Raw genomic sequence first — 17,012 nt, 5'->3', positions numbered from 1 at the left:
CGTTTTATTCAAGGCTTGCAAAGTAAGCCGCCAGCGCCGCGATCTCCTCGTCCGACAGGCGGCTGGCCATCATCTGCATCACCGGATGCGGCCGCAGCCGCTGCTTGTAGGCATGCATGGCGACAACGAAGTTTTCCGGCGGCCAATTGGTGATGGAGGGAATGCCCTGGTTCGAGCCGTCCATCTGATGGCAGGTGGTGCACTCGCTTGAGAGATACTCCCCGTAGTCCGGATCGCCCTTCAGCGCCAAAACGGCCGGGTCGAGATCGGGCCCCGCCGCGCGCAGGGTCGGCGCGCTTTCCGGAATATCCCGCGGGTTGTCCGAGAACTGGCGCAGGTAGGCGAGAAGGTCGGCCCTTTCCTGCTCCTTTTTCAACCCCACAAAGCTCATACGCGTCGCCGAGACCATGGACTTGGGGTTCTCAAGAAAGGCGTCCAAGGTATCGTAGGTCCAGACCAGCCCGTCAGCGCTGGCGCGCTGCATGTGGTCGGAGTAGCGGAAGGCTTCGACGGCGCCCGCCTTGCGCCCGAAAACGCCGTTGAGATGCGGCCCGATGCGGTTCTTCGCACCCTCGCCCACCTGATGACAGGCGACGCATTTGCGGAAGACCTTGGCCCCACGCTCGACATCGCCGGCCAACTGAGCCCCAGCCGGAGTCGCCCCGACCAACACCAAAGCCACGAGGATTGGCCCGACCCGCATGGCTCACTCCGCTGTGCTCGTGAGATAGGCAATCACGGCATCGATCTCTTCCTGCTTCTTCAGGCCGGCAAAGACCATTCTGGTCTTCGGCATGTAGCCCTTGGGGTTGGCCAGAAAGGCCCCCAGGCTTTCGTGATCCCAGATCAATCCGCCCTCTCCGGCCTGAATCATCGGCTCGGAATAGCGGAAACCCTCAACACTGGCTGCCGGCTGGCCGACGATGCCGGTGAGAATCGGGCCGACGCGGTTCTTCGCCCCCTCGCCCACCTGATGGCAGGCCTTGCACTTGCGGAACACCTTCTCGCCGCTGGCGATCAGCATCGGCTCGGCCACTGCCGATGGCGCAGGAACCACGGCCCCGACGTCAGCAGCAGGCGCCGCAGCCTGTTCCGCGGCCGCGTCCTCCCCGCCGGACCCGGCCGCGGCCTCCTCTTCCTCCGGTGTCACGTCCAGGATACGGGCACGCATGGTGATCTCGACCATCTCCTTGCAATCGGACATGCAGAACTCGGACCTGGCGAAGACCGGGCTCTCTTCGCGATCGTCCATGAAGAAGCCGGCTTCATTGGGCAGCCGCATCTGCGCGAAATTCTCCTGCGAAAGCACGAAGTCTTCATCGTCGACGACGTCGTTCATGTAGAGCAGGTAAGCGGTGATCGCATAAACCTCATCGTCGTTCAGCGACTGCGCTTCGCCAAACGGCATGGCGCGGTGGACATAGTCCCAGACCGTCGAGAGGTAGGGCCAATAGGAGCCGATGGTCTTCACCGGATCTTCGCTGTCCAGCGTATCCTGCCCCCCGGCCAGGACTGGCCAGCGGCCCACGCCCTCGCCGAAATCGCCGTGGCAGACGGCACACTTCTCGACGAAAACCTCTTCCCCTTCGACGACGGAGCCGGCGCCGGCGGGAAGGCCGAGACCGTCGGGCCTGATGTCGATATCCCAGGCCGCGACCTCCTCCGGTGTCGCCTCGCGACCCAGTTCATAAGGCTCAGCGAAAGCACCCTGGCCGATGACGAGAACCAGAGCCGTCGCAAAAAGGAGCCTAGGAAACCTCAACATTTTCGGCTGCCCCTTTCTCGTTCACGTACCAGGTCTGGATACCATTGTTGTGGTAGATCGAGTTCTCGCCGCGCACCTGCCGCAGTTCGTCCTTGGTCGGCTGGACATAGCCGGTCGAATCGTGCGCCCGGCTCTGCAGCAACAGCGGCCGGCCGTCCCAATCGAACTCGAAGTAAAAGCGGTGCAGCGACATCGGCAGGCTCGGCCCGTCCATACGCGCCTGGCGCCAGTTTTTCCCGCCGTCCAGCGTGACATCGACCCGCGGGATGGTGCCGCGTCCGGACCAGGCGAGCCCCGTGATCACCGTGTGGCCGCGGCCGTGGGTGATCGGCGCCTGCGGGCTGGGGTTGGTGATCACGGACTTGGCGTCCATGACCCAGGTAAAGCGCCGGGCCCGGCCGTCGGCGAGCAGGTCGGTGTACTTGGATGTCTCCTCGCGGTGATGCCAGGGCTCGTCGCCCACCTCGATGCGGCGCAGCCACTTGACCCACATGTTGCCCTCCCAACCGGGGACAACGAGGCGCACGGGATAACCTTGTTCCGGACGCAGCGCCTCGCCGTTCATCTTGAAGGCGACAAGACAGTCGTCGAGGGCCTTCTCCATGGGAATGGAGCGGGTCATGGCCGAGGCGTCGGCGCCCTCGGCAAGGACCCACTTGCCGTTGGTCCTGACACCGGCCCGTTCCAGCAGATGACGCAGCCGCACGCCGGTGTACATGACGTTGTGGACCATACCATGGGTGAACTGGCAGCCGTTCAGCTGGGCGCCCCGCCACTCCATGCCCGAGTTGGCGGCGCACTCGAGGAAGTAGATGTGGTTCTCCCGCGGGAAGCGCTTCAGGTCCTCCAGAGTGAAGACGATCGGTTTCTCCACAAGCCCGTTGATCATCAGCCGGTACTGCGCGGGTTCAACCTCTGCAATTCCCGCGTGGTGGCGCTCGAAACAGAGTCCGTTGGGCGTGATGATGCCGTCCAGCTCATGCAGCGGCGTGAAGTTGACCGAGCTGATGGGGTCCGCGGTCAACCAGGGGACGTTGCGCCGCACGACATGGCTCTCGAACTGCGAGGGCGTGCCGTAGGGGCGGGCGTCGACACCCTCGCCAAGGACCTGCGCCCAGGGCTGGACTTCGAGAATGGCCGGATCACCTGCCGCCTGTGCCCTGCCCCCTGCCGCCATTGCGCCCCCCGCCAACAGCGAAGCTGTCAGGAAACGGCGCCGGGTCGTTGGCGGCGGTCCGTTGGACTCGGTCATCTCGGTTACCCTCCTGCGGGATACTGGCTTCGTTGCGCTTTCGTCCATGTCTCCGGAACCTGCCTTCCTCACAAGCCGGCCACCTTGACCGAAGCGTTCGGAGCCAGGTTCACCGTGCCTTGGCGCTGTAGATAGGCTGCGACGACATCCCATATCGGCGGCCCTTCGGTTCCCTCGTTCACGCTGGCCCAGCCGGCCACCCAGTAACTCCGGCCTGCCTCGATGGGCTCACCGGTCGCCAGGAACGTCATGTCGGAGATCCTCTCGCCAGCCGCCGCAGCGGGATCGATTGTGTAGCCAAGTCCACCCACGCGCACCATGTCGCCGCCCTGCTGATAGTAGGGGTCCGGGTTGAAGAGGTTGTCGGCCACATCCTCCAGCACCGTCTTCAGGAAGGCGCCGGTCATCTCCGTGCGATAAGCAGCCGGGTAGGTGATCGAGGTGACGTTGTGAACGTCCTCCACCGTGATGTCCTGCCCCGGGAGCAGGGTCGCGCCCCAGCGGAACCCGGGTGAGAGCGCGATCTCCGCCTCCCGCTCCTGCAGCAGGGCCTGGCAGATCAGATCGTCGAAGGTGCCGTTGAAGTTGCCGCGCCGGTAGAGCAGCGAGTCCGTCTTGCCCAGCACGCGCTCCAGCTCCGCAGCGTGGGGCGCGCGGATCTCGCCCACGAGAGCTGCCATCTCGGCATCAGGCGTCACAACGTCCGAAAACACCGGCATCAGCTTGTAGCGATAACCCCTGACTGCACCGTCGCGGACATCGAGGTCCAGGCGCGAGAGGAACTTGCCGTGCGAGCCGCTGGCAACCAGCAGCGTCTTGCCGACCGTTACCACCTCCGGCAGGGCATCGTGGGTGTGTCCGGTGAGGATGACGTCGATGCCCTGCACGCGGCTGGCCAGCTTGCGGTCGACATCGAAGCCGTTGTGGGACAGCAGGACCACCAGTTCCGCCCCTTCCTCCCTGGCTGTCTCGACCTGCATCTGCACGGCCTCTTCACGAATGCCGAACGACCAGCTCGGGATCTTGTAGCGGGGATTGGCGACGGGCGTGTAGGGGAACGCCTGGCCGATGACGCCGACCTTCACGCCACCGCGTTCGAAATAGGCGATGCCGTCGAAGACAGGCTCCTCCCAATCGGTGTCGCGCACGTTGTTGGCGAGGAAGGGGAACGCCAGTTCCTCCAGCAACTCTGTCACGCGGTCCGCGCCGTAGGTGAACTCCCAGTGCGCGGTCATGGCATCGGTGCCCAGCGCGTTCATGACCCGCACCATGTCGGCACCCTGGCTCTGGAAGGAGGTGTAGGAGCCCTGCCAGGTGTCGCCGCCGTCCAGGAAAAGCGTGTTGTCGGGCCGCTCAGCGCGGACGGACTTGATCATCGTCGCCAAGCGGTCGACGCCGCCGACACGACCGTAGTCCCGCGCCAGGCTCTCGAAACCCACATCGCTTAAGGCATAGGCATCGGCGCTGCCGGCTTCGAGCCCATAGCGCTCAAGAAAGGCCTTGCCGGTCACGTGGGGCGGCAGCCCGCTGACTTCTCCCACGCCGATGTTGATCGACGGTTCGCGGAAATAGAGTGGCATCAACTGGGCATGGATATCGGTGATGTGCAGCAGCGTCACGTTGCCCAGAGGCTGGAAGGCGAGGAGATCCGATTGGGTAAGCGCCGTTCCCGCAGCCCATCCGGCCCGGGTCCCGCCCGCTGCGGAAAGGGCGCTGGTGGCAAGCGCAATCTGCAAAAAATCCCTTCGGGAAAGCACGTCTAGTCTCCTGCCAAGTCAAGCCTAAGCATTCTGGCGGCGGGCATCTCCCGCGCGCCCAGTCAAATCCGCACTCCTTCAGGATGGCCGCCGCGACAATGCCGCGGCTTGCCCAGGGCCTTTGTTATTGCCGGACGGCCGGCGTCTCTACGGGCAGCCCCTGCCCGCGCCAGTTGACGTAAAGCTCAAGCGCCACGAACTCGTCGGACCCGTACTTGTAGGGCTCGGCGCGAACCTGGCTCATGCAGCCCCGGAAACGCCGGTGCAACGAGCCGATCTTCTGCCACTTCAGACGGTAGGTCGGGAATCCGTTGGACTGCCCCTGGCTCAAGCGGTCGGCGCGAATGCTCAGTCCGTAGTAATTCTGGTGGCAGTTCACGCAGGCAAGGTCCAACTGGCCGACCCGAGTGTGATAGAGCTCCTGCCCCCTCTCGAACCAGGGCTTCATGGGCCCGTCGACCTGGACCTCCACCGGCATGCCGCGCGACTGATTGCGGACAAAGGTGCTCATCGACAAGAGCTCGGCGGACTCCCACTTCCAGGACTCCGCACCCATCCGCTCGCTGCGACACTGATTGATCTGCTGTTCCAGGTTGACCGGCTTGGCCAGGTCTTCGTTCCACTTCGGCATGGAGGCCCCAACGCCCGCCATGGACTCAGCGGCGTCCCCGTGACAGGACGCGCAGGACTTCTCTGCGCTCCCGTCGACGGTCTCCCAGAGCTCCTCGCCCTGCTCGACCCAGAGGAAGCCCGGATTTTCGAAGTCGTCCGCCTGCAGGGCCTGGGTTTCCGGCGTTCGGAAATGCCAGCCCGAATAGATCTCATCGAGTGGATGATCCTTGGCGACGGCGGTCACCTTCACCTTGTCGACACCCTCCGGCAGGGCGAGGGCATATCCGCTCAGCGTCAGGCAGGCCGCCGCGGCGCTGATCAGCGCAACCTTCATTTTCGTCGTTGTCATCGGTTTCCCTCCCAGACACCGCGCCGGGTTTTCTCGACAGGACAGGACATCGCCGTGTCCCGCCCAGCCGCCGGACTTATTGATTAAGAAACGTCGAGCTTGTGCGTCTTCGTGTAGACCGAGCCGTCGTCATCTTCCCAGATGAATTCGAACTCGCCGGGCTCATCCGCCCGCATATTGAACTGAAGATAAGGGTTGGCCGAGATTGCCGGCTCGATCTCCACTTCGAAGACCGACTCACCGTTGAACTTGGCCGTGAAGTGATTGATGATCTGGCGCGGAATCAGATTGCCTTGCTTGTCCTTGCGCTGACCGGATTCCATCTTGTGAGAAATAAGGGTCTTGATCGTGATGATCTCGCCCTTGCCGGCCTTCTTCGGCGCCTTCACGCGTGGCTTCGACTTTGCCATCGACGGATTCTCCTATCTTGCTGATCAGCCGCCGCAGCCGCCGATCGTCACTTTGACGATAGCCTTTGCCATGTGGAACGAACCGTCCGACATCTCCGCGACGGCGATCACGTTCTGCGTCCTGGCAAGGCGCATGCGGGTCGAGGCCTCGGCAACGCCGCTCTTCGGCGAGAAATGAAAGGTCGCCACACCGGGGCGAGGGTTGGCATCGGCGACGATCAGGACCCGCTTGACGTAATCGTCGTCGGTCATCGGGCTGTCGATGGCAACCGACAGCGGAACGGTGTTGCCGTTCTCCGCGATTTCCGGCATCGACAGGCTGATGCGGCCGCTCTCGGCAACTTCTTTCCCGCCGGTGAAGCTCTTCACATCGTCCATCGCCAAATCGGCCGCCAGCACCGGCAGGGGCGCGATCGCGATGGCCGCCAGTCCGGCTCCGAACGCCAGGGCGTTACGGCGCGTCATCTCCATTGTGGTCTCTCCTTTCAGTCTCGGGGCACCCACGGGCCTTCGGCCACGGCCGGAGCGCACTACTCCTTCAGCGTCTTCAGGTAGGCGATCACGTCTTCGACCTGCTGGGCCGAGAGCACCGGCTTGCCCTGGAAGTCCTTGTGGACTCGCTGTCCCTCTATCAGCCGGTAGAACCCGGGCATGATGGTCTCAGGCCCGAACACCTGCTTGGCATTGACGATAATGGCCCGCAGTTCCCCTTCGGAGTAGCGGTCAGCAACACCGTCAAGGGGTGGTCCGATGTCACCGTGGAAAGGTTCGCTGGCGAGGTCCCTGTTGCCGTGACAGGCCAGGCAGTTCCCCAGCTTGCGGTTCTTGAACCACTTCGCGCCTTCCGCCGGGTTACCGGGCGAACCGCTGAGCGAGGCCTCTACGGCGGCTTCGACGAAGACCACGTCCTGTGGCTCGACGGTCGCAGCGACCGCTCCCGCGGTCAGACAGCCGAGTGAAAACGCCAGACAGACTCCGGCTGCAGATTTACGGACCACCATTTCCTCCCGCTTTCGCGTGGCTTGATCGGCGCCTTTGCTTTGGTTGCTTTCTTGGCGGCGCCGTGTCCCTTCCATCGATAATGGAGAGTCGCCGCAATCAAATCAAGACATATTGCAATATGTGAATACGAATTCTCTAACCCTCTGTTATCCAATGGTTCCAAGGCCTGGAAAGGCTTCAAGAAGCCAATAGGAGAGTGTGCTCATCGATCCGGTGATGAACAGCAGCCCCGTCGCCACCAGCAACCCGCCCATGGCCTTCTCGATCTTGCCGAGGTGGCGCCGGAAGCGGGCCGCAAAGCGCATGAAAGGCCCGGCGAAAAGCGCGGCGAGCAAGAAGGGAACCCCAATGCCAAGACCATAGGCCGTCAACAGCCCAGCCCCGCGTGCTGCCGTGTCTTCGCTGCCGGCAATGAACAGTATGGTCGCCAGCACCGGCCCCACGCAGGGCGTCCAACCGAAGGCAAAGGCAAGTCCGACGACATAGGCGCCCAGCAGCCCTGCCGGGCGGGCGGCCGGATGAAACCTGGCTTCGCGGTAGAGAAAGGGAATGCGGATCACGCCCAGAAAATGCAGCCCCATGACGATGATCAGGGCGCCGGCCAGGTAGCTGAGCAGCGTGAGGTGACCGGCAACCACCTGGCCAAGCGTACTGGCGCTGGCCCCGAGCGCGACAAAGACGGTCATGAAACCCAGAACGAAGGCCAGCGCCGCCGTGAAGACGCGCCCTCCCGCCGCAGCCTGCCCACGCCCGGCCATCTCCTCCATGGTCATGCCGCCGACGAAGCAAAGATAGGGCGGCACAAGCGGCAGTACACAGGGCGACAAAAAGGACAGCAGCCCTGCGATGAATGCACCGCCCAGGCTGACATCAAACCCCATCTAGCCCTCTCTCCTGGCATTCATATTCGATTTATGATATATGTAAAACCATGGGCAGGGCTAGAAAATGATGCGCGGCATCTTCTTCGGCGTGGCGATCTGGTTGGCGGCGCTGGCTCTGCCGGCTTCAGGCGCGGCAGCCGAGTTGATCATGTTCGAAGAAGCGGGGTGTCCCTGGTGCGCGGCCTGGAACCGGGACATTGCCGCCATCTACCCAAAGACGACGGAGGGCAAACGGGCGCCGCTGCGGCGTGTCGACCTGCACGCGCCCTGGCCTGCCGACCTCCCGGAACTCGAGCCGGTTCACTACACGCCGACCTTCGTGCTGATCGACAACGGCCGGGAGATCGGCCGCATTCTGGGGTATCCGGGCGAGGACTTCTTCTGGGGCCTTCTGGGCGAACTGATCGGGAGACTGGAACCAATTGCCGCACCGCAGGCGGCAGGCGGGAGTGGACAGTAAAGGTCGGCAGCGCTATTTCAGAGGCAGATTGTCGTGATTCCACAGACAAGAGTGCAGCGATGGCGGTTGCCAAGAATCTCCCAGATGCCGGGCCCATGGAGGACATGATGGCCAACGCCCGCTATGCGAGCGACTTTCTGAAGGCCATCGCCCACGAAAACCGCCTCTTGATCCTCTGCATGCTGGTGGACGGCGAGAAATCGGTCCGCGACCTGGAGATCCTGCTCGAACTGCGGCAACCCAGTGTTTCCCAGCAGCTGGCGCGCCTGAGAGCCGATAGGCTGGTTTCCACCCGCCGCGACGGCAAGACGATCTACTACTCGCTGGCCAGCGAAGAAGCGCGCGAGCTTGTAACGCTGCTCTACAACATGTTCTGCAAGCCGCGGAGCGACTAGGGCCGGCGATCGGCCGAGGCTTGCCGACCTTGGACATAGCCGGCCAGCCTTCAGCGGGTCGGCTGCTGGTCTTCGGGCCCTTCCCCGGCCAAGTCCGGCCAAACCCCGGCAGCCAGGGGTTCGAGGCTGCCGCAAGGGCACAGCGTCAGGCCGCTCTTCAGCCGAGCCTGGATGAAAACTCTGCGGCGACCTGCCGCAGTGCGTTCTTCAAATGAACTCGAAATCGGAACCGCGGAGATCGGAAAGGCTCAAATCCGGCCCCAAGAGAGAAAGGCTGGCCCCCTCCTCAAACAAGAAGCGGACTCCGTCGGCGGTATCGAAGGCATCGCCGGATGCGGTCATTCCTGAAAGCCAGTCCTCCTCGTCGTGGAGACCCCAGCCCTCAAACACGATCACATCCCTGCCTGGGGTAAAGTCGCTTATGACGTCTGCCTCCGAAAGAACGAGACTCTCACCCTTGACGAACACGAACTCGTCGGCCCCCCAGCTGCCGCGCATCTCGTCGTCGCCGAGACCGCCAATGATCGTGTCGCCGCCAAAGCCCCCTTGCAGAGTGTCATTGCCTTCGCCGCCGACAAGCAGATCGCCGGGATTGCGGCCCAGAAGATCAAAGAAGTTCAGCCACTTGAAGCTATGGCCGGCAATGAGCAGGTCGTCGCCGCCGCCGCCCTGAAGCGTATCGTTGCCGCTTCCGCCGGTCAGGGTGTCCGCACCGCCGCCGCCGTCGAGATGATCGCGGCCACGGCCGCCATCAAGTTCGTCATCGCCCTCCCCTCCCTTCAGCGAATCGTTGCCGGAACGTCCGCTAAGCCTGTCATTGCCATCACCGCCATCCAGTGTGTCCCTGCCACTGCCACCCGATAGCGTGTCCTCCCCGTCGCCGCCTTCGAGTCTGTCGTGCCCCCGATGCCCCAGCAGACGGTCGTCATCGGCGCCACCGATCAAAACGTCGTCACCGCGCCCGCCGATGACCAAATCCTCACCCATTCCGCCATGAATGCTGTCGTCGCCGCCAAACCCCTTGAGCGTGTCGTTGCCATGGCCGCCTTCGAGGATGTCATCACTGCGCCTGCCGTAGACCTTGTCGTTTCCCAAACTGGCGTAGACCTTGCCGCCTCCGCTCAGCGTGTCATCCCAAATCGTTCCATAGGTGACGTCGCGCCCCAGCCGATCAATCAGCACATCCGCCTTGATCTCAACGAGATTGCTGTTGAACTGAATAATGGTGATCTGGCTGTCCGCCTCGAAAGACTGCTCATAGAATCCTGCGGAAGCGCCGGAGACGTAATCGATCTGGTTGTCCTGATCGATATCGATGTCGGTATCCTGGATGAACTCAATGTGGCCCTGGTCTCCAGCTACATGATGGTCTACTTCGAGGTCACCGATCATCTCAGAGGACACCAGTGTTCCAAGGCTTCCGAAATAGCCCAGGAGCTCAGGTTGGGACGGATCCGACGTTTCGAGAACGATAAAGCCGGTGGCGATAACCGCTTCGCTGTACTCGCGGTCGGGGTTCTCGATTTCCTTCGACGCCATGTCAGAGAAGACATCGAAGTCGAAGGTGAAGGTTTCGCCCTCCGCGACGGTGAAGGAAGCAACGACCTCGGCATAGCCTTCGGCTTTCACCTCGCTTGCGCCGTCGATGATTATTCCTGAAGTATCGGTTGTGGTCAGAAGATCCGCGAAGAGGCCGCCATCGCTGAACCCAGAGGCCGTCGCCTCCGCGGTCACGAGAGCCACGCCCTGATTAGCGAGGGTCACAGCATCGGTCGCGACCAAAAGGTCCGATGGCGTGTGACTGAAGCTAAAGAGATCGCTAAAGCCAAAGGCATTCGCGAAGGTAGGACTGTGGGGATCGCTGGAAACCGGCGGCAAGAAGTATGTAGCGGAAGACATGTCATTCCCCCTGTGGGAAAGCTACCTGCCTTCAAGGCCTCGGCCCGCAGTGACGCCGCCGGCGGAAGGCGCGGGAAGCCGGCCCTCCGGCTCAAAGCTGCATCGTCCCGGCCGCAGCGGGGTCGAGCAGGTGATCAACCTTTCATGCGACCTTTCATGCGACCCTCCCGGAGGAGGCCGCAACACGCCGGTCTCCGACCAAGCCCCGGACGCAGCGCAGGCACCGCCCTGCAGATGAACGGCGCGGCCCGGACGCCCTGCGGGCCGGTGTCCGTTGGAAACCTTCCCGCAAAGGACCGGGCGAAGTCGCTAGGCGAGCAGAGACTCGTCGAAGTCGAGATCGGAGACCATCACCAGAGTGTCGACGCCTCCGGTGTTGTCGATGTCCTGGAACTCGTCGTTCGTGACATCGCTGAACTCATTCTCCACCAGCCAGACATGCCGATCGACGTCGTCGTGCAGGGCCATCAGCGCATCCGCCACCGGTGGATCATTGACGAGTAACGTGCTGTCGTTGTCACCAAGGAAGTAAAGCTGATTGATGCTTCCCGGCGCCGGCGTCCCGAAGAAATTCCCCGCTTCCTCAAGAGCAGGACCGTAGTTGGTCGTGCCGCTGGACCCGGTATCCTCCAAGGCGTCAAACAGTGCCGTGGTCCCGTTGGTGAGCGGGTCAAAGCTCTGCGATGAAACACCGCCGTCGTCGTGGAACTTGATCAGCTGGATGGTCAGGTTCACGTCTTTTCCTGAAGCCGCAATGTCGTCCAGAATCTCCTGGGTCAAGCTCTTGTAGGCCGCGATCTCCGCGTCGATCACGTCTCCCTCGTCCGGCGGGCTGCTGCCCATCGGCGGCGTCGGGTCGTTCGGCGGATCGTTCGGGTCCGGGTTCTGCTCGCTGTCAAAGCCCTCGAACCCGGTGGCGCTGTTCAGCCACTCCTCGTCCGTGCTTCCGGTCGCGTCGATGACGAAGGCTATGTTCAGGTCGATCGGGTCCGGATCGCCGCTCACCGCCGCCAAGGACTCGGAGAAGGCGAAAGCCCCTGAGTCATCCACCTGGGCGAAGGTGTCGGTCTCGGCGAGGGCGTCGTCGCCCAGGGCGTCCGCAGAAGCTTCAGCGGTTGCCAAGCGGCCGTCGATATCGACATCGGCATCGACGTCCTTGAAGACGTCAAGGAAGACGCTCTTCGTAATCTCGACATTCTTGTCAATGTCTGTGTTGAAGTTTACCTGTCCCATGTCTGTCTCCCCACGGAAGGGCGGGCGCGATCAGTATCGACGCCATCGCTGTGCGACAAGGGCTGTTAGCCTGTTGTCATTGAAAACCTTCCGTGATCGTGACATGGCATTAGCAAATGCTTCAATTCGCACGATAGGCGTATCTCCCTTTGATTGGCTGAGGATTGGCCACCGGGGCTAAGGCACGGGCGAAGGCACGGCTTTGCTTCGCTTGCAACAAGCGCCGGTCGCCCGAGAGCACAGCAGAGAAGAGCCCCCTGTGAGCGGATGAACAGGCGCTCTTTGCCGACCCGGGCATACATCTCTCTTAGCCTGCTGTGGCAGGCTAACGACATCGAGGTGGGAGCTGTCTCAACGGATCCCTGGTCATCCCGGTGTCGCATCCTGGAAGATGCACAGGCCTCAGAACCGGCTGCGGCCTTCTTCCGGGCTTCCGGGAGCCTTGGTTCAGGGCTCAGGTTCCTCGAAGGTGGAGCCGGTAAGGCTCCTTTTCAGGATACGGTTCTTCAGCATCAGTTCTGCAGCCAGTTGCTTCAACTGCTCGTTCTCACGACGCAGCTCTGCGACTTCCCGCGCGGCTGCTTCACGGGGCGGACTGCCTCTGAGGCGCAGCTTGCCCGCTTCCAGAAACTCCTTGCTCCAGCGGTAGTAAAGATTGGTGGGAATGCCTTCCCTTTGGCACAGCTTCGAGATGCTGACCTCGCGCCGCAAGCCCTCCAACACGACACGAACCTTCTCCTCTGCCGCGTACTTCTTCCGGGTCCGGCGGCTGACCTCCCCGGCGGCGCCTCCCCCTGACACGTCCTTGCCCATATCAAGCTCCTTGTCCGGTGAGAATACCGGAAGGCGCGCGCTGGCCGATCAACCTCTTTGGTTCACCTCGCTCCTTACCACTTCAGCGACCTGCTGAAGTTACGCCTTTTGGCGGAAGGCCGCTTCCTACGCTCTTTGGTGAGCTATGCGCGTACTGCTTGCATCCATTAGCATCACTTCATACACGTTCCGCGATTACTGCCGGACTACGCACAGGGATAAGGGCCAAGAACATGGTGCTGACCTTCCTCCTATCGTCCAAAAGCGCGGTGCTTGGCTTGGTGCTTTCCGTGGCGACGCTCCACTTCCTCACCTCCTACGTCGACGCGGCTGAGCGCGGCTTTGTCAGGTCGTTGCTGGAGACACGTCAGAAAGCTGTGGTGGTCCAAAGCTGGGATCTTAGTTGTGGAGCCGCAGCGTTGACGACGCTGCTTAACTATCAACACAGAGACATGGTTGGGGAGAAAGAGGTCGCACTCGGCCTGATTGCGCAGAAGCGCTACGTCGAGAACCCAAGCCTGCTGCGTTTGCGACACGGGTTCTCGCTGTTCGACCTGAAGCGCTACGTCGATGCCCGTGGGTATCGGGGAATTGGCTTCGGCCAGATGGAACTGGAGGATCTTGTCGAAAGGGCCCCAATCATGGTTCCGATCACGAGCAACGGATACAAGCACTTCGTCGTTTTTCGCGGGCGGATGGGAAACCGGGTGCTGCTCGCCGATCCTGCATACGGCAACCGCACGATGCTTGCCGGGAAGTTCGAGCGCTCATGGATCGACTACGGCGGATCGATCGGCAAGGTGGGCTTTGTCGTTGCCCGCAAGGATGGGCCTGCGGAGCCGAATGATCTTGCACCAAGACCTGAAGAATTCCTGACGCTTCGGTAACGGCCGCTGCGCCGGCCTTTATGGGTCACGCGCCGTGGAGAGGGGAGAAGGCCGATGGCAAGCACGCAAGAAAACGCAAGCCTTGTGTCCAAACCCGCTGGTTCGGGTACATTGCTCCGTTTGTGCCAGGGCCCTGTTTCAAGCGGTCTGCTTTCCGCTGTCGCACTCTCCTTCGCACCGACGGGCTGCGTTTCGGCGGACCCGACTTTACGGACAGCGACCGTGGCAACCCTTGCGGTGCCGGAGACCCTGCCGGAAGACCCTGGTTTTCGGCTTCCTCTGCCGGAACGGTTTGCAGCCGTGAAGCTGGCTGCACTCGAGCCGAAGGATGAGACCCCTTCACGGCCGGACTGGATGGTTGAGGAGCTGCACCGGCGCCTGGAGGAACGGCACGCACTGGTGTATGACCTTGAACAGCGGCTGAACGAGAAGGATGCTGCCGTGCGTGCGCTGGAAAGCCGCGTTGAGCAGCTTGAGAGGCTGGTCAGATCGCTGCCCCGTTTGGCCGCAGATGGCCCCCCGGGGATCGAACCCGGCGCCACGACGCGAGCCAGGTCGACCGACGTGGCGGCCTCGCAAGAAGCGGCCACGGAGTTGCCGGGCAGCGGGCCGGAAACAGCGCCGACGGGGAGAGAAGCTTCGCCGCCAGCCCCCGGCGAGGTCGCCGTCGATCCCGAGGCGGCCGAGCGTGCGCTTGAGCGCACATTGGTTCTGACCGGCGACTTGCTGTTGCCGGTTGGCAAGGCCGACATCGAACCCTTCGTCAGCTATGAATTCGACGACACCAGCGACCTGCCGGCGAATGTGCTGATCGACTCAGGCGGCAGCTTGATTGCCACCAACCGCCGCGTCGAACGCGACGTGATATCGACCGGCCTCAATCTGCGCGCCGGGCTGCCGTACGACTCGCAAGTCGAGATCAGCCTGCCATACAAGTTTGTCCGCAGGCAGGAAAACCAGGATCTCTCGTCGCAAACAAGCTCGGACAACAGCGGCAACGGTATCGGCGATCTTCGCTTAGGCGTGGCGACCACCCTTTTGCGGGAGAACGGCTGGTTTCCGGATGTCGTAGGCCGCGTAACCTGGGACAGCGATACAGGAAAGGACTCCGACAACGGGGTTTCACTGAACTCCGGCTTCCACGAAATCATCGGGTCCCTCAGCGCGATCAAGCGCCAAGATCCCTTCGCCTTCGTCGCGCGGCTCAGCTACGAGCACGCTTTCGAAAACGATGATGTTCAGCCGGGTGATCGTTTCGGAGTAGGTGCAGCCGCGATCCTCGCCGCAAGCCCGGAAACATCGCTTCGCGTCAGCTTCAGTGCCTCTTACCGGGACGATCTCGAGTTCAACGGCAACACGATCGATGGAACCGATGAAAATCAGGCGATCCTCAGTTTGGGGATCTCAAGTATCCTGGCACGGGGAACACTGCTGAATTTCTCGGCCGGGGCAGGACTTACGGACGACTCGCCCGATTATACGGTCTTTCTATCTCTGCCGGTGCGGCTCACTCTCTGGTAATCCGCTGATCCGGGCGCTGCCGTATCCGCCCGGGAAGGCCGATCGCGGGATCGTATAGCCCCCGTCCCTGGTGCTGCCACAGAAGAGAGAGCCGTCTTGGACCGCTACCCGGAACTGCACTGCAGGAAAAGGCATCAGCCAAGGCCTTCGCAGCTGCGACACAAACCGAGGATTGAGAAAGAGTTCGCTGTGATCTTCCTGTGGCAATCCTTTGGGCGGCCATCCGACTGTCACAAAAATGCAATCGCAGTGATAATGTCATAACTTTAGAGAGTACTGTTCCTCGCAATAGCTAAACTGCACGGCATCTGCTTGTCGGGATCCGAGTAAGAGGCCAGACCTCAGGGGGGCAACCATGATGATCTCCAGAGCGATGGGTGAAGAGCGGTCCGGCGACGGGAAGGTCGCGGCAATTCCGACAATCGCGGAGGTTCACAAACCCGAACCGAACCATCGGCCGGTCCTGGCACTCCTGGATCCGCGCCCCCTCACACGAGAATCGTTCTCACAGCTCTTTCGTGCGGCAACGAGGGACTACGTCGTCCTGCCTCTATCGGGGCCTGAGGACCTGCTCGACCTCCGCAGCGATATGGCCGAAGACGTCAAACTGGTCGTTCTGAACATCGCTTCGCGGTCGATCAGCGACAAACCGGTGCGTGACGACATACGCGTCCTGAGGCACAACTTTCGCGACTGCCCAATCATCATTCTGGGCGACCGAACCAACGGAAGCCAGGTCACCCAGGCCGCACGGCAAGGGATCAACGGCTATATTCCTACAACGCTTACAGCGACCGTCGTCAAGGAAGCCCTGCGCCTCGTGCGCGCCGGCGGCATCTTCCTGCCTGCCGGAGCGCTCGTCGATGCCCTCACCCAGCTCTCCACGGCTCCGGGCGAGCTTCATGCCAACGAGGACCAGGGCGATCATGACAATCCGGCAGAGGGCAACGCGCCCAGTTTCACGCCCCGCCAGCAGCAGGTCTTGGCGCACCTTTGCCGAGGCGATCCGAATAAAGTCATAGCCTATGAGCTGAACATGCAGGAAAGCACCGTAAAGGTGCACATCCGACAGATTATGAAGAAGCTCAAGGCGACAAACCGGACGCAGGCCGCTCTCTATGCGATGAAGCTTGTTGGATCCTCCAAGGCCTAGAGAGCGGCTCGCCGGCGCTCACTCCCTTGCCGTGAGCGGCTCTGCGATGAGACACGACGGATACCCTCCCAAAGGAGGGGTTCGTACGGTGACCGGGATCCGCCATGCTTGAGTCGGGTAGAACGAGGGCTTTCCCTTCACCGATGCGCATCGCCCGCAGGCGCGAGGAGAGCCTTCTCAGCAGGCGAGAACGAGAACCGTGTTTGTATCCAAGAACCTGATCAAAGCCTGCGCGGCGATGAGCGCAATCACCGTTGTCGCGCTCATGGCTGCGTCGCCAAGCTCAGCCGAAGCAGCGCGGGACTGCTCCAGTGCCCTTCACGGCCCGTCTTCAAAGCCGAGCTCCCCGGTGGTCACCGGGACCTCCGCGCAAAGACACCGGGCCAACGGTGATGTCGAAGAGCAGGTCATAGTCTGTCGCCAGGGGCGGACCTCTTCCGCAATGGCCCGGGCAAAGGGCGGCAAAGCTTCAGTTGATGTGACGGTCTCGACCGGAAACGGATCCCGCACAGGCGCCTCTTCACAGGCCACAAGCCACGCGACAAGCCGCTGACGCACGCAGGCCCTCTGCTCCCTGCAGCGCTCGGGTCCGGTCAGCGCTCGGGTCCGGTTCTCGCAAT

At 62.3% G+C, this 17,012-nt stretch carries 17 protein-coding genes; 5 read left to right on the top strand and 12 right to left on the bottom strand.

The features are described from left to right. Nucleotides 1-4: 4 nt before the first annotated feature. From ACO06P_RS23910 to ACO06P_RS23870, 9 genes are all read right to left on the bottom strand, one after another. The gene (locus tag ACO06P_RS23910; RefSeq protein ID WP_420347722.1) at nt 5-703 is read right to left on the bottom strand and encodes a c-type cytochrome; all 699 of its coding nucleotides are present in this window, start codon (nt 701-703) and stop codon (nt 5-7) included. Between the two features lie 3 nt (nt 704-706). Beyond that, nucleotides 707-1,765 carry a c-type cytochrome gene (locus tag ACO06P_RS23905; protein WP_420347721.1) on the bottom strand — a complete coding sequence of 353 codons (1,059 nt, stop codon included), beginning with the start codon at nt 1,763-1,765 and terminating at the stop codon, nt 707-709. Then, nucleotides 1,749-3,017, bottom strand: a complete 1,269-nt coding sequence (soxC, locus tag ACO06P_RS23900; protein ID WP_420347720.1) for a sulfite dehydrogenase — start codon at nt 3,015-3,017, stop codon at nt 1,749-1,751. The genes ACO06P_RS23905 and soxC overlap by 17 nt, the downstream gene beginning before the upstream one ends. Before the next feature lie 68 nt (nt 3,018-3,085). After that, nucleotides 3,086-4,753, bottom strand: a complete 1,668-nt coding sequence (gene soxB, locus ACO06P_RS23895; RefSeq protein ID WP_421938158.1) for a thiosulfohydrolase SoxB — start codon at nt 4,751-4,753, stop codon at nt 3,086-3,088. A 145-nt stretch (nt 4,754-4,898) separates the two neighbouring features. Beyond that, complete coding sequence (gene soxA, locus ACO06P_RS23890) at nt 4,899-5,735, bottom strand: sulfur oxidation c-type cytochrome SoxA (RefSeq protein ID WP_420347718.1); 837 nt, start codon at nt 5,733-5,735, stop codon at nt 4,899-4,901. An 83-nt stretch (nt 5,736-5,818) separates the two neighbouring features. Continuing rightward, on the bottom strand, nt 5,819-6,145 hold the full coding sequence (gene soxZ, locus ACO06P_RS23885; RefSeq protein WP_420347717.1) for a thiosulfate oxidation carrier complex protein SoxZ: 327 nt from the start codon (nt 6,143-6,145) through the stop codon (nt 5,819-5,821). A 24-nt stretch (nt 6,146-6,169) separates the two neighbouring features. Then, nucleotides 6,170-6,616 (bottom strand): thiosulfate oxidation carrier protein SoxY, encoded by a 447-nt coding sequence (gene soxY / locus ACO06P_RS23880; protein ID WP_420347716.1) that lies wholly within the window; start codon nt 6,614-6,616, stop codon nt 6,170-6,172. A 59-nt stretch (nt 6,617-6,675) separates the two neighbouring features. Then, the gene (soxX, locus tag ACO06P_RS23875; protein WP_420347715.1) at nt 6,676-7,146 is read right to left on the bottom strand and encodes a sulfur oxidation c-type cytochrome SoxX; all 471 of its coding nucleotides are present in this window, start codon (nt 7,144-7,146) and stop codon (nt 6,676-6,678) included. Nucleotides 7,147-7,293: 147 nt separating this feature from the next. Then, the gene (locus ACO06P_RS23870; protein WP_420347714.1) at nt 7,294-8,028 is read right to left on the bottom strand and encodes a cytochrome c biogenesis CcdA family protein; all 735 of its coding nucleotides are present in this window, start codon (nt 8,026-8,028) and stop codon (nt 7,294-7,296) included. Nucleotides 8,029-8,095: 67 nt separating this feature from the next. Between ACO06P_RS23870 and ACO06P_RS23865 the strand changes: the two genes are divergently transcribed. After that, complete coding sequence (locus ACO06P_RS23865) at nt 8,096-8,491, top strand: transcriptional regulator (RefSeq protein ID WP_420347713.1); 396 nt, start codon at nt 8,096-8,098, stop codon at nt 8,489-8,491. Nucleotides 8,492-8,550: 59 nt separating this feature from the next. Beyond that, nucleotides 8,551-8,886: an ArsR/SmtB family transcription factor gene (locus ACO06P_RS23860; protein WP_420347712.1), complete on the top strand. Its 336-nt coding sequence runs from the start codon at nt 8,551-8,553 to the stop codon at nt 8,884-8,886. Between the two features lie 207 nt (nt 8,887-9,093). Here ACO06P_RS23860 and ACO06P_RS23855 read toward each other — a convergent pair whose 3' ends face one another. The 3 genes from ACO06P_RS23855 to ACO06P_RS23845 form a co-directional block, all read right to left on the bottom strand. After that, nucleotides 9,094-10,785: a calcium-binding protein gene (locus ACO06P_RS23855; RefSeq protein ID WP_420347711.1), complete on the bottom strand. Its 1,692-nt coding sequence runs from the start codon at nt 10,783-10,785 to the stop codon at nt 9,094-9,096. 309 nt (nt 10,786-11,094) lie between these two features. After that, nucleotides 11,095-12,018 carry a hypothetical protein gene (locus ACO06P_RS23850; protein ID WP_420347710.1) on the bottom strand — a complete coding sequence of 308 codons (924 nt, stop codon included), beginning with the start codon at nt 12,016-12,018 and terminating at the stop codon, nt 11,095-11,097. 447 nt (nt 12,019-12,465) lie between these two features. Continuing rightward, on the bottom strand, nt 12,466-12,831 hold the full coding sequence (locus tag ACO06P_RS23845) for a transposase (protein ID WP_420347709.1): 366 nt from the start codon (nt 12,829-12,831) through the stop codon (nt 12,466-12,468). Nucleotides 12,832-13,064: 233 nt separating this feature from the next. On the opposite strand from ACO06P_RS23845, the gene ACO06P_RS23840 reads away from it, so the two are divergent. The 3 genes from ACO06P_RS23840 (at nt 13,065) to ACO06P_RS23830 (ending at nt 16,392) form a co-directional block, all read left to right on the top strand. After that, nucleotides 13,065-13,718, top strand: coding sequence for a C39 family peptidase (locus tag ACO06P_RS23840; protein ID WP_421935142.1), 654 nt, complete (start codon nt 13,065-13,067; stop codon nt 13,716-13,718). Between the two features lie 222 nt (nt 13,719-13,940). After that, nucleotides 13,941-15,239, top strand: coding sequence for a transporter (locus ACO06P_RS23835; RefSeq protein WP_420347708.1), 1,299 nt, complete (start codon nt 13,941-13,943; stop codon nt 15,237-15,239). 355 nt (nt 15,240-15,594) lie between these two features. Continuing rightward, the gene (locus ACO06P_RS23830; protein ID WP_420347707.1) at nt 15,595-16,392 is read left to right on the top strand and encodes a LuxR C-terminal-related transcriptional regulator; all 798 of its coding nucleotides are present in this window, start codon (nt 15,595-15,597) and stop codon (nt 16,390-16,392) included. The last annotated feature ends 620 nt before the right edge of the window (nt 16,393-17,012 follow it).

Source organism: Pelagibius sp. (genome assembly GCF_965227505.1).
GTDB lineage: Bacteria > Pseudomonadota > Alphaproteobacteria > Kiloniellales > Kiloniellaceae > Pelagibius.
Note: the sequence above shows the minus strand (reverse complement) of the source record. Positions and strands in the feature narration are given on the sequence as shown.

Bases quoted from the DNA above. Each gene is read 5' to 3' on its own strand.
- ACO06P_RS23910 (WP_420347722.1), bottom strand. From the start codon at position 703: ATGCGGGTCGGGCCAATCCTCGTGGCTTTGGTGTTGGTCGGGGCGACT.
- ACO06P_RS23905 (WP_420347721.1), bottom strand. From the start codon at position 1,765: ATGTTGAGGTTTCCTAGGCTCCTTTTTGCGACGGCTCTGGTTCTCGTC.
- soxC (WP_420347720.1), bottom strand. From the start codon at position 3,017: ATGACCGAGTCCAACGGACCGCCGCCAACGACCCGGCGCCGTTTCCTG.
- soxA (WP_420347718.1), bottom strand. From the start codon at position 5,735: ATGACAACGACGAAAATGAAGGTTGCGCTGATCAGCGCCGCGGCGGCC.
- soxZ (WP_420347717.1), bottom strand. From the start codon at position 6,145: ATGGCAAAGTCGAAGCCACGCGTGAAGGCGCCGAAGAAGGCCGGCAAG.
- soxY (WP_420347716.1), bottom strand. From the start codon at position 6,616: ATGGAGATGACGCGCCGTAACGCCCTGGCGTTCGGAGCCGGACTGGCG.
- soxX (WP_420347715.1), bottom strand. From the start codon at position 7,146: ATGGTGGTCCGTAAATCTGCAGCCGGAGTCTGTCTGGCGTTTTCACTC.
- ACO06P_RS23870 (WP_420347714.1), bottom strand. From the start codon at position 8,028: ATGGGGTTTGATGTCAGCCTGGGCGGTGCATTCATCGCAGGGCTGCTG.
- ACO06P_RS23865 (WP_420347713.1), top strand. From the start codon at position 8,096: ATGATGCGCGGCATCTTCTTCGGCGTGGCGATCTGGTTGGCGGCGCTG.
- ACO06P_RS23860 (WP_420347712.1), top strand. From the start codon at position 8,551: ATGGCGGTTGCCAAGAATCTCCCAGATGCCGGGCCCATGGAGGACATG.
- ACO06P_RS23855 (WP_420347711.1), bottom strand. From the start codon at position 10,785: ATGTCTTCCGCTACATACTTCTTGCCGCCGGTTTCCAGCGATCCCCAC.
- ACO06P_RS23850 (WP_420347710.1), bottom strand. From the start codon at position 12,018: ATGGGACAGGTAAACTTCAACACAGACATTGACAAGAATGTCGAGATT.
- ACO06P_RS23845 (WP_420347709.1), bottom strand. From the start codon at position 12,831: ATGGGCAAGGACGTGTCAGGGGGAGGCGCCGCCGGGGAGGTCAGCCGC.
- ACO06P_RS23840 (WP_421935142.1), top strand. From the start codon at position 13,065: ATGGTGCTGACCTTCCTCCTATCGTCCAAAAGCGCGGTGCTTGGCTTG.
- ACO06P_RS23830 (WP_420347707.1), top strand. From the start codon at position 15,595: ATGATGATCTCCAGAGCGATGGGTGAAGAGCGGTCCGGCGACGGGAAG.